General features: G+C 38.5%; 11 protein-coding genes. 8 read left to right on the forward strand and 3 right to left on the reverse strand.

Annotated features, from left to right (window positions below; all coding sequences use genetic code 11):
- Positions 1-68: 68 nt before the first annotated feature.
- Entirely contained in the window at positions 69-1637 is a 1569-nt protein-coding gene (gene guaA / locus ACT4_RS00505) for a glutamine-hydrolyzing GMP synthase (protein WP_007478330.1), read from the forward strand.
- Positions 1638-2001: 364 nt separating this feature from the next.
- Here the strand turns inward: guaA and ACT4_RS00510 are convergent, their stop codons facing one another.
- A complete protein-coding gene (locus tag ACT4_RS00510; protein ID WP_007478332.1) occupies positions 2002-3276 on the reverse strand; it encodes a phospholipase D family protein in 1275 nt (424 codons plus the stop codon).
- A gap of 408 nt (positions 3277-3684) precedes the next feature.
- On the opposite strand from ACT4_RS00510, the gene ACT4_RS00515 reads away from it, so the two are divergent.
- The 6 genes from ACT4_RS00515 to ACT4_RS00540 all read left to right on the forward strand — a co-directional run bounded on the left by ACT4_RS00515 (position 3685) and on the right by ACT4_RS00540 (position 7067).
- Positions 3685-4215: a PadR family transcriptional regulator gene (locus ACT4_RS00515; RefSeq protein ID WP_007478334.1), complete on the forward strand. Its 531-nt coding sequence runs from the start codon at positions 3685-3687 to the stop codon at positions 4213-4215.
- A 33-nt stretch (positions 4216-4248) separates the two neighbouring features.
- Entirely contained in the window at positions 4249-4545 is a 297-nt protein-coding gene (locus tag ACT4_RS00520; protein WP_004882027.1) for a DUF3861 domain-containing protein, read from the forward strand.
- Positions 4546-4556: 11 nt separating this feature from the next.
- The gene (locus ACT4_RS00525; RefSeq protein WP_007478336.1) at positions 4557-4784 is read left to right on the forward strand and encodes a DUF2798 domain-containing protein; all 228 of its coding nucleotides are present in this window, start codon (positions 4557-4559) and stop codon (positions 4782-4784) included.
- Positions 4785-4970: 186 nt separating this feature from the next.
- Positions 4971-5918: a pirin family protein gene (locus tag ACT4_RS00530; RefSeq protein WP_007478338.1), complete on the forward strand. Its 948-nt coding sequence runs from the start codon at positions 4971-4973 to the stop codon at positions 5916-5918.
- Positions 5915-6313: an OsmC family protein gene (locus ACT4_RS00535; protein WP_007478340.1), complete on the forward strand. Its 399-nt coding sequence runs from the start codon at positions 5915-5917 to the stop codon at positions 6311-6313. The genes ACT4_RS00530 and ACT4_RS00535 overlap by 4 nt, the downstream gene beginning before the upstream one ends.
- A 97-nt stretch (positions 6314-6410) precedes the next feature.
- A complete protein-coding gene (locus ACT4_RS00540) occupies positions 6411-7067 on the forward strand; it encodes a glutathione S-transferase (protein WP_007478341.1) in 657 nt (218 codons plus the stop codon).
- 61 nt (positions 7068-7128) lie between these two features.
- On the opposite strand, the gene ACT4_RS00545 is transcribed toward ACT4_RS00540, so the two are convergent.
- Both ACT4_RS00545 and argS read right to left on the reverse strand, forming a co-directional pair.
- Complete coding sequence (locus ACT4_RS00545; protein WP_007478342.1) at positions 7129-7737, reverse strand: SPOR domain-containing protein; 609 nt, start codon at positions 7735-7737, stop codon at positions 7129-7131.
- A 327-nt stretch (positions 7738-8064) separates the two neighbouring features.
- The gene (argS, locus tag ACT4_RS00550) at positions 8065-9864 is read right to left on the reverse strand and encodes an arginine--tRNA ligase (RefSeq protein ID WP_007478343.1); all 1800 of its coding nucleotides are present in this window, start codon (positions 9862-9864) and stop codon (positions 8065-8067) included.
- 534 nt (positions 9865-10398) lie between these two features.
- Here argS and ACT4_RS00555 point away from each other — a divergent pair.
- Positions 10399-12096, forward strand: coding sequence for an NAD-dependent malic enzyme (locus tag ACT4_RS00555; protein ID WP_007478344.1), 1698 nt, complete (start codon positions 10399-10401; stop codon positions 12094-12096).
- Positions 12097-12121: the final 25 nt, after the last annotated feature.

Here is a 12121-nt window from a genome sequence, read left to right on the forward strand (position 1 = left end):
TGCGGTGCGCCAATGCATGAAAAATGTTAGAATATGGCGCTTAATTCATTTGTCTTTTATGATTCGCCATGACGACCAATACTCAAATTACTGAAGATCGTATCCTTATTTTGGATTTCGGCTCTCAATATAGCCAGCTCATTGCACGTCGTGTACGTGAAGCAGGTGTCTACTCTGAAATGTTTGCATTTGATATGTCTGAAGAAGACATTCGTGCATTTAATCCGAACGGGATTATTTTGTCAGGTGGCCCTGAGAGTGTACATGAAGAGGGTAGCCCACGCGCACCTCAAGTTGTATTTGAACTTGGTGTACCAGTTTTGGGTATTTGCTATGGTTTACAAACCATGTCTGAACAGCTTGGCGGTAAAGTAGAGCCGGGTACAGTACATGAGTTTGGTTATGCAGAAGTTGACATCGTTGTTCGTGATCAATTGATTGGTAACTTACAAGATCGTGAAAACCAATTGCATGTTTGGATGAGCCATGGCGACAAAGTCAGCGCGATTCCTGAAGGTTTCCAAGTTACTGCAAGTACACCAAGCTGCCCATTTGCTGCGGTAAGCGATGAAACTCGTCGTTTCTATGGTGTGCAATTCCACCCTGAAGTAACCCACACAGCTAAAGGTGCTGAATTACTTTCTAACTTTGTGCATAAGATTTGTGGTTGTCGCGGTCTTTGGACACCTGAACACATTATCGACCTTCGTGTAGAACAATTACGTGCACAAATCGGTGATGAAAAAGTTCTTCTAGGTTTGTCTGGTGGTGTAGATTCATCTGTTGTTGCTGCGTTGTTGCATAAGGCAATTGGCGATCAGCTTACATGTGTATTTGTAGACAATGGATTACTTCGTTTAAACGAAGGTGATCAAGTGATGCAAATGTTTGCAGATAACATGGGTATCCGTGTGATCCGTGCCGATGCCGAAGAGCGTTTCTTAACTGCGTTGGCAGGTGAAGTTGATCCTGAGAAAAAACGTAAGATCATTGGTCGTGAATTCATCGAAGTATTTGCTGAAGAAGCACGTAAACTTGATGGTGTGAAATTCTTGGCGCAAGGTACGATTTACCCTGACGTGATCGAATCTGCTGCAAGCAAACAAGGTAAAGCACACGTGATTAAATCACACCACAACGTGGGTGGTTTACCAGAAGATCTAGCATTTGATCTTGTTGAGCCATTACGTGACTTATTCAAAGATGAAGTTCGTAAATTAGGTACAACTTTAGGTTTACCACATAGCATGATTTATCGTCATCCATTCCCAGGTCCAGGTTTGGGCGTGCGTATCTTGGGTGAAGTGAAAAAAGAATATGCAGATATTCTGCGTCTTGCTGACGATATCTTTATGCAAGAGCTTCGTGCAAATGGTTGGTATGACAAAACTGCTCAAGCGTTTGCAGTATTCCAACCTGTGAAATCTGTGGGTGTAGTTGGTGATGGTCGTCGTTATGCATGGGTGATTGCACTTCGTGCGGTTGAGACTGTTGACTTTATGACAGCGCGTTTTGCTCACTTGCCATACGAGTTGGTTGATAAAATCTCTACGCGTATCATGAATGAAATCAAAGATGTTTCACGTGTTGTATATGACGTGTCATCTAAGCCACCAGCTACGATTGAATGGGAGTAAATTTGGGCTTTCTAAAAGCAATAGCTTTTAGCCAAATTTACGCCAAGGGCTGTGCCCACGGCAGTGAGCTTTCAAGAAGCGAAGCTTCTTGCCTGAATTATGCTTAGAGCTATGTACGCGGCATTGGGCTTTCTAAATGCAACGCATTTTGCTGATTTTACGCCATGCATGAGTTTTAAAGTGAAACTTTAAAACGAAGTGCAAGATGCTCGCGGTAGTGAGCATTCTAAAATAGATCAAGAAAAGCCGACTTGGAAAAGTCGGCTTTTTTTAACAATAATCTTGTTTTTAAATTGTTGATTTTATTTTAATAATTTAAATAACTTTGAACGAAATGTACTAAGTTAATTTTAGAAAGATTAAATTAATTAACTTGTCTGACATCAAAGCCAAAATAGCGTAATACTTTTGTAGTACGACCATTTATAACAGGCATATTTTCATTATTTATCCATCCAATCAATTCTTGCACATTTGATTGACCAAATTCATTTAATTTATAATTAGGATCATAAATACAGTTTGCTATTCGTTTTCCTATAGAGCTTTTTTTATCATGTAATAAGTAAATTAGAGTATTTTTTACTTTATTCAACTCATTCTCATTAAGAAATACTTCTTTCAATGTGCTTAAACCACCCTTGAAAAATCGTAGTCGATCATGAAAAGAATGTGCTACACAAAGAGCATCAACAATTTCTTCAGCCGTAGCATTATTAATAGTATTAACACTTCCAAGAATTCTATTTATAAGAGGATAGTTTTTTTTAACGATGGTCTGTTCAAAATGAATCCAATCAGTATTCATCCATTCATCAATTAAGTTATTTAACATCATCCTCTTATTATCATTCCAACCTAGATCTTGATCTTTCCATGTTTCATGAACAGCATGACAATCTCGAACAAAGCTGAAAAATGAGTCAATTTCTAAGCGTAATGGAATAAGTTCGTCATTAATTTTTCGACCTTTCTTTCTATATTCTTCCTCAATAAACTTATAGGCATGAACTGATTCTTGATAAGTTTTCAAGAAACTATCAAAAAACAACTCCGAGTGATTTTGCTTTTCTTCATACCTTTCAATATTAGGAAAATTATAATTACCTAAAGTTTTTTGAACATCATCATCAAAATCATTTACGGAACCCAGTTGGTCTTTATATTTTTTATAAATTTTTTCATACTTTTCTACATCTTCTAATGTCAATACTTTTGCTTCTCGCCAATAATCCAAGAACAAGTAGGTCAATTCCTCAAATCTCAAATCTTCAGGTAACAGACCAATCATTATTTCTTGATTTTTAACTAATGCTGCCGTTGTTAAGTTGGCAGATCCTACGAAAATTTTCTTATCTCCTAATATATATAATTTTGGATGAAACTCATGACTTGTATAAAACCGAGCTTCAATACTTTTTTGTCTTAAAAGATATCGTAATGCTGAGGGAGAAGTTGGAAAGCCTAGTCTGACAATAATTCGGATACGACAGCTTTTTTTAACTAACTCATCAATTACCTCTATTTCTGTAAAAAAAGCAGAAGCAATATAAATATCCATATCTTTTTGAATTTCTTGAATTAATCCATTTGAAAAGAAATCTTTCTTTGAATTAGTATTAGTAAATAAATCTAGCATTTCTGTATCTTTGTCTTCTGAAAGTTATATTTTAGTAGCAATCATATTCAAAACATCTTATAAAATCTCCCACTTGTTGAAAAATAATAAGTATTGTTTGGAATTAATTTAAAAAGTTGATATTTTTCAAATTGTTAAGAATTTTATCGGTATTTTATAAAAGAAAAGATGGAACGATTGTATTTGAAAAAAATTATTTACTTTACAAACATATTTGATACCTATTGCCAGTAAAAAGAGCGCCTAGTCGCTCTTTTTATTACTTAATTCTTTTAAATCTCTTACTTAAAAATAAATAACTCATTTAATATCAAAATCTTAAAATTTAAAGATATATCTTTGTTTGCTATAAGATTATTTAAGATATATCTTAATATGCGTAAATTGTGCAATATGAGAAAAATAAAGATGAGACATCAATCAGATCATCATCATGAAGGCGAACATGATTCATATCATCGAGAGCATCAACGAACAGGTCGCCGTGGTCGCTTGTTTGAATCAGGTCGCATGAAACTGTTAGTGCTGCATCTCATTCAACAAAGCCCGAAACATGGCTATGAAATTATTAAAGAAATTAGTGATCTAGTGGGGGATGGATATACGCCCAGTGCGGGAACGATTTATCCAACATTAACCAATTTGGAAGAAATGAATTTTATTTCATTGCTAGATGCAGAGCGTAAGCAATACCAAGTCACTCAGCTTGGTGAGGCTTACTTGCAAGAGCAACAAGATAAGCTTCTAGCGTTGCTAGAAAAACTAAGACTTAGACGTGAAATTCATAATAACGATCAGCTCATTGAGATTCATCGGGCAATGGAAAACCTTAAAACAGCATTGCGTCTAAAACTCAATATTGCTGATTTACAGCAAGAACAGATTTACCAAATTGCTGAGAAGATTGACCAAGCAGCAATAGCAATTGGCCGTTTATAAATACCTTATCTAATATCAATTTAGAGAAAACTTATGAAACAACATCAATACCATGTCACCGTGCAACATTTAAAAGATGCCAAAGGGCAGGCTTCAACGTACACCGAGCGCTTAGAGTTTTACACAGGCAATCATGATGATATTTTCCAAATTGTTGAACGCTTAAAAAGTGCTAAATTTTTTGATGATCAAACCACTAAATCTTTTGCTGTGGGCTTAAAGCTTTTTAGTGAAGTCATGTTGGAACATAAAGATCATCCATTATTCGAGGAGTTCTTACCGCAGTTTGGTCAATTCATGAAAAATCTAAAACAACATGTAAAGAAATAGGCTTAATCAATATGGATGCAAATAGCGTGCAACAAACAAAGAAGCCATTGTTTTCTAAATTACCTGCAAAATACGCCGCTTGGATTATTCCATTGATATTGTCAGGGCTGATGAGTGCAACATTATCATTCATTAACTTATTGATGAATATCGGGTTGATTGCTTATCCCGTGGTCTTGATTTTCTTGCCATTGGTAAGACGTTTAACCAGCCTAATTGTAGATATGACACCACAATAAACTAGTGCCATATAAATCAATGTATTTAAGTTTAAATGTATTAGGAATGAAATGAATTAGTGAAATTTGGATTGTCTCATGGATGGCACTCAGCGTATTACCAAAAGACTATATAGAAGCTAGATTGTGTTGTTAAGATCAATAAAACAACTCATTGCAATAGCATAGGTAAAAGAGAGCGAGATCATGAGCAATAATAATGATTACGATATTTCAGATTCAAAAGACTGCGAAACCTACATCAATCAATTTATTCAAGACTTTAAAATTCGTTCCGCAGAAATTGGCAAGGGGACAGTGATTAAGCGGGCTTTACCTAGCCGCAATAAGCGTTTAGTTGGCGCATGGTGTTTCCTTGATCATGCTGGGCCTGTGAGTTTCCCTGCAGGAGATGGTTTGGATGTCGGGCCACACCCCCATATTGGTTTGCAAACATTTACATGGATGATTGAAGGCACCATGATGCATACCGATAGCCTTGGTTCTAAACAACTGATTCGTCCCAAACAGGTCAATCTCATGACCGCGGGGCATGGTATTTCACATACTGAAGTTGCACCAGATACAGAAACCAAGATGCATGCAGCACAGCTTTGGATTGCTTTGCCTGATGATAAACGCAATATGGATCCGAAGTTTGAACACTATCCAGAATTGCCTGTGGTAAGTAAAGATCAAGTTGAATTTACTGTTTTGGTTGGTGATTTCTTAGAGACAGTTTCACCAGTGCAAGTTCATACCCCATTGGTTGGTGTGGATCTCACGGCACAAGCTAACACCAAAACTCGTATTCCACTCAATCCAAAATTTGAATATGCCTTCATGGCATTAGAGGGGACAGCACGCGTAAATGGGCATGAATTGGATGCCGATAACATGGTGGTGTTGGAAACAGGTTTAACGGAAATAGAAGTTGAACTGACGCAAGGACATCGTGTGCTATTGATTGGTGGCGAGCCATTTGAATCACCGATCTTACTGTGGTGGAACTTCGTTGGACGCACCATGGAGGATTTGCAACAAGCTCGTGAAGATTGGATTAATCATGATGCACGTTTTGGCGAGATTCCTGATTATCAAGGTAAGCGATTGGAAGCACCTGTATTGCCTGAGCAAATGAGGGCTTCAAAATGAGTATTATCGCAAGTTCAAAAGTTCAAACATTTGCTGAACCTTGGAAAGGTGAAGTCACAAGTGGCAAACATCATTATTTGACAGATAAACCTGAATCTTTTGGTGGCCATGATACTGGGCCAGCACCTTATGATTTTCTAACAGCAAGTTTAGCATCATGTACCATGATCACCTTGCGGATGTACGCACAACATAAGGAAATCGAGTTGGGGGAGTTTGCAGTGGAGGTCGATTTCTATACCAATCGTGAACAGCAAGAACATATTGAGCGTCGAGTAATATTCGAACAACCTATTTCACAAGACTTAAAAGAAAAACTTCTCAATATCTGTAGCAAAACCCCTGTTACTAAAACTTTGTTACGTAGTTTAGACATTCAGACCATGATTCTTTAAGTTGATAGTGCTATTGTGCTTTGGCAAAACATAATTCTAAACGCAACTGTTAGAGGGACTAAAAACGGCAGTTGCGTAGCACAAAGCAGGCACAAAAATGATTACCTTACATTATCTACAATGTTCTCGTTCATTCCGAATATTGTGGGCGTTAGAGGAACTTGGTATCGATGATTATCAAGTTGAGCTTTATCAAAGGACCTCAAGTTACGCAGCTCCAGAAGATCTCAAGCAAATTCATCCGCTTGGGAAAGCGCCAATTTTAGTTGATGATGGTGATGTGATTGTTGAATCTGCTATGATCTTGGATTATTTGCAGCAACGCTATGATCAGCAACAACAATTTAGACCGCAAGATGTGAAAGATCAGCGCCAATATTATTATTGGATGCATTATGCAGAAGGCTCTCTCATGCCTTTATTGGTCATGACCTTGGTGATGAATAACGTCAGCAAGCATGTGCCTTGGATAGTTCGACCAGTTGCAGAAAAGATTACCGATGGGGTAAAAGCTGGATTTGTCCGTCCTCGTGTTAAAGAACATATTTTGTATCTTGAGCAATATTTATCAAAGCATGATTACTTTGCAGGTGAATTTTCATTTGCCGATATTCAGATGGCATTTCCTTTGATTGCATTGCAAAAGCGTTTACATGGAAAATATCCAAATATTCAAGCCTTTGTACAGCGTATTCAACAGCGTTCAGCCTTTCAAAAAGCTGAACAAAAAAGCCTTGATTCTGAATGTTCATAATGTGCTGATCAAAACAAAAAAGGAACGATTTATCGTTCCTTTTTTATGTTCTATCTTTTGATTAACGCTTAATCACGATTGAATCAATTCCGCTATGTTGTAGTGTTTGTTGTGCGGCTAAAGCAGCATCTTGGCTATCATAAGGCCCTGAAAAAACACGATACCATGTTTGACCATTTTCGACAGTTTTTACCACATCAGCAGACAAGCCATTCAAAATAATCTCGGCACGTCGAGCATCAGCACTGTCAGGATCTGGATAGCTACGAACTTGTAAAATATAAGTCGCTGCGACGGGGGCGGTAGGCTCAGTTGGTGTTAGTGTTGCTGAATCTTCGGTTGTCGTAGTTTCAGGCTTAGGTGATTCAATAATGACCACGTTGCCTTCTTGCTTGGTTTCAGGAACAGCTTGTTCAGGAATAGGTGTAACTTGTTGCTGTGGAAGCAAATCATAGAAGCGATAATCCTTGTTAGTATCTTCTTCTTGATAATGTTCAGAGGTCACTTGTGTTTTTGTCGGGACGGGTTGCCAAGGTTGCCAAAGCATTAGCATCACGGCAACACATAGGATCGCTAGAATTGCCACAAGCATTCCTAGCCACTTGGGAATAAGTGGTTTCTTGGGCTTATTTGGTCGTTCAGATACACCACGTTGCGTTTTTCCAAACACCTGAAATTCCTCTTGATCCTATTATGTTATTTGTAACTTGAATCTTCTGAGAAACAAAGCACTATCTGTAAAAAATAATGCTTTGTTTGTCGTATTTTTATCTATATATCGTCTAGTGAAGCGGTTGAGAAATCAACAGCAAACGAATGACGATATCAAAATGCTGGCGAGCAACATTGTTTTGAGCATAGCATTGCTAATTACATCGCTACGCGGGCAACAGCCCTTGTCTTGCGACAATGTACAAAGCATTACTTTGCTGATTACATCACTACGCGAGCATAGCTCTTGTCTTGCAGCCATGTGTGAAGCTCTCGCTTCACTTTATTACATGGCTTCAGGTGCAGACACGCCTAAAAGCTCTAAACCGTTGCGTAATACTTGCTGCACGTTAACTGAAAGTAGTAAACGTGCTTGAGACAACGGAATATTTGTTTCATCAACAAACTTTACGCCATCTTGAGCATACCAGCCATGAAATAGCGCCGCTAAATCTTTCAAATAATTGCCGATTTGGTGCGGTTCACAAACGTTTGCTGCACGAATAACAATCTCAGGATAAGCTGCTAATTTCGCTAAAATTTCTGTTTCTGTATCTAAAGTTAAAAGATCAGCAACTTGGCGTGCAGTTGCGACATCAAATGCAATTTCTTTTTCTTTAGCACGGTTAAGAATGCTGTTGACACGCGCATGTGCATATTGGATGTAATACACTGCATTGTCTTTACTTTGTGAAACAGCAAGGTCTAAATCAAAGTCGATATGTTGTTCAGATTTGCGCATCACATAGTAGAAACGCGCGGCATCATTGCCAACTTCTTTACGCAAATCACGTAAAGTCACGAACTGACCTGAACGAGATGACATTTGTACCATCTCACCGCCACGCCATAAACTGACGAATTGAACTAAAAGTACAGTCAGTTTCTTTGAGTCATAACCCATTGCGTCGATTGCAGCTTTCACACGTGAAATATAACCGTGGTGGTCAGAACCCCAAATATCAATGAGGTCTGTATAACCACGTTGCAGTTTATTCAGGTGGTAAGCAATATCAGATGCGAAATAAGTGGTTTGACCATTACGACGTTTAACAACACGGTCTTTCTCATCGCCAAATTCAGTCGATTTGAACCAGATGTTGCCATCTTTTTCGTAGAGGAAACCACGCTGATCAAGTGTTGCTAATGCTTCATCAATCTTTTCTGTCAATGACGCTTCGCTAAACCATTTATCAAAGGTCACACCAAAGTCAGCAAGGTCATCTTTGATGTCATCTAAGATCGCGTGTAATGCTGCTTGATGGAAAACACGATAGCCTACGCCTAACTGCTGTTGCGAGTTTGCGATTAAACCATCGATATGTTTCTCTTTGTCGCCTGAAAGGACAACTTTATTGCCTTCCGCATCAAGTTCTTCGGCGTATTGAACATCTTCAGGAACATCTTTATAGATATCGGCAACAGGGCGTACATGCGCATCGCCATCTTTGTCAATAATGCTTTGAGCGATCTCTTTTACATAGTCGCCTTGATATGCATTTTTAGGGAAGACCAGTGTTTGACCTGTAAGCTCTAAATAACGTAAATAGGTTGATGTTGCCAAAATATCCATTTGACGACCAGCGTCATTGACATAGTATTCGCGATCAACTTTAGCGCCAGTTGCCTCTAATAAGTTTGCAACGGTCATACCGTATGCCGCACCACGACCATGTCCCACATGTAGGCTAGAGGTCGGATTTGCAGAGACAAATTCAACTTGGATTTTTTTGGCTGCATTGGCTTGGCTGCGACCGTATTGATCTTTTTGTGCTTGAATTTGATCAAGTACAGCAAAACGTTGGTCTGCATTTAAAAAGAAGTTGATAAAACCAGGACCTGCAATTTCAGCCTTAGTGATATCAGCAACTTCTGGCAGTGCTGCTAAGATTTTTTCAGCAAGATCGCGAGGTTTCATACCTGCTGCTTTTGAGCCGATCATGGCAATATTTGAAGCAAAGTCACCGTGACTTCGGTCTTTAGTACGGGTTAAATGGCTCGTGTTTGTCCAATCTGAAGGAAGTACCCCTTGTTGTTGAAGGGATTGCACCGCATGATCAAGAGCTGCTTGTATTGCCGTATTCATAGTTACCGAAATAAATGTCGCGGAAAAACGCTAAATATAGCAAATTTCGCCTCATTTAGGGGAGACATTTCCGCTGTAAATGCATAAATTTGGTAATTGATTACCCTTTAGAGTGGAGCGTGCTTTGAAAGCTTTTGTATGGTGATAATCGAAGATTTGATGATTAGATTCTGCTCATTCTCAATTGATAAATGATGAGGAAAGGAAAGAATTGGAAATACGTGAAATATAAAATGAATATTTCGAAAATGGATTTTGGTATTTTTAAATAAAATGATTTAAATACAAATTAAAGATTAAACAAAAATGATGGAAGGATAAGGTGTTTATATCGTATTTCTGTAAATGTTTGAAATAAAAGTATTTGCTTGAATTATTTTTATAGTATGTTTTTATTGAATACTCAGCAAAATGAGTATCACTTTTTAAAATACCATTTTTATGAGAAATGGCCTTAAGCTTATAGGTACAAAGCATTTTGCAAAGTATGAAAGACATACTTTTCAGATGCTAAGCAGGCAAATGAGATAGGCAATGACATCAGGAAACCCAAATAAACACTCTCTTTACATCCCTTATGCAGGTTATACACTTTTAGAGTTACCACTACTCAACAAAGGTTCTGCTTTTACCCAAGAAGAACGTAGCAATTTTAATTTACACGGTTTACTGCCTCATATTATTGAGACCATAGAAGAACAAAGCCAGCGCTCGTATCAACAGTTCTGTGCATTTAATGACGATATAAATAAACACATCTATTTGCGCAATATTCAAGATACTAACGAAACGTTGTTCTATCATCTGATCGAAAATCATTTAGAAGAAATGATGCCAGTGATTTATACGCCGACGGTGGGTGAAGCATGTCAGCGTTTCTCGGATATCTATCGCCGTCATCGTGGTATTTTCATTTCATATCCAGATCGCGATTTTATCGAAGATATTTTGCAAAATGTGAATAAAAACAATGTAAAAGTCATTGTGATTACGGATGGTGAGCGGATCTTAGGTTTGGGTGACCAAGGGATTGGTGGTATGGGTATCCCAATCGGCAAGTTGTCACTTTATACCGCTTGTGGTGGGATTAGCCCAGCTTATACGCTACCGATCACCATTGATGTTGGAACCAATAATCAACAATTGTTAAATGACCCGATTTATATGGGATGGCGTCAGCCACGTATTAGTGGTGATGAATATTATGACTTTGTCGATGATGTTATTACTGCAATTAAGCGTCGTTGGCCTAAAGCGTTAATCCAGTTTGAAGATTTTGCGCAAAAAAATGCGATGCCGCTTTTAGAAAAGTATCGTGACAAAATCTGCTGCTTTAATGATGATATTCAAGGCACGGCTGCGGTTTCAGTCGGTAGTTTATTGGCGGCAAGTAAAGCTGCTGGCAAACAGTTAAAAGATCAAGTTGTAACATTCTTAGGCGCTGGTTCAGCTGGGTGTGGTATCGCAGAGCAAATCATCCTGCAAATGGTTGCAGAAGGTTTGACTGATGCTGAAGCGCGTGCACGCGTATTCATGGTAGATCGCTTTGGATTGATTACTGAAAATCAGCCAAATTTACTCGATTTCCAGCGTAAGTTGGCGCAAAAGGGTGAGGTCGTAGAGCAATGGGCAAATATCGATGAAGTGATTTCATTGCTGGATGTTGTACAGAATGCCAAGCCGACGGTATTAATTGGTGTTTCTGGACAACCAGGACTCTTTACTGAAGAAATTATTAAGACAATGGCACAGCATTGTGAACGTCCTATCGTGATGCCTTTGTCTAACCCAACTTCTCGTGTTGAAGCTGTTCCAGCAGATATCGTGCAATGGACGGAAGGGCGAGCCTTAATTGCAACAGGTAGTCCATTTGCTCCAGTGAACTATCACGGTCAGTTGTATCACATTGCACAATGCAATAACTCTTATATTTTCCCAGGTATCGGTTTGGGTGTTGTAGCGAGTGGGGCGACTCGAATCACTGAGAATATGTTGATGGCATCGAGTCGTGCATTGGCAGATTGCTCGCCATTGCTTCAAGATCCGCAGGCTGATTTATTACCGTCATTAGGTGAGATTCAAAGTGTTTCAAAAGTGATTGCGTTTGATGTTGCAAAAGCTGCGATTCAGGATGGCGTTGCTGTGATGATCAATGATGAGTTGCTGAAGCAAAAAATCGAAGAGTCTTTTTGGCATCCAGAATATCGTCGTTATAAGCGAATTCCATTTTAATAGAACGAAAAAAGGAGCTTAATGC

The organism is Acinetobacter sp. NBRC 100985 (genome assembly GCF_000241225.1).
Taxonomy (GTDB): Bacteria; Pseudomonadota; Gammaproteobacteria; order Pseudomonadales; family Moraxellaceae; genus Acinetobacter; species Acinetobacter venetianus.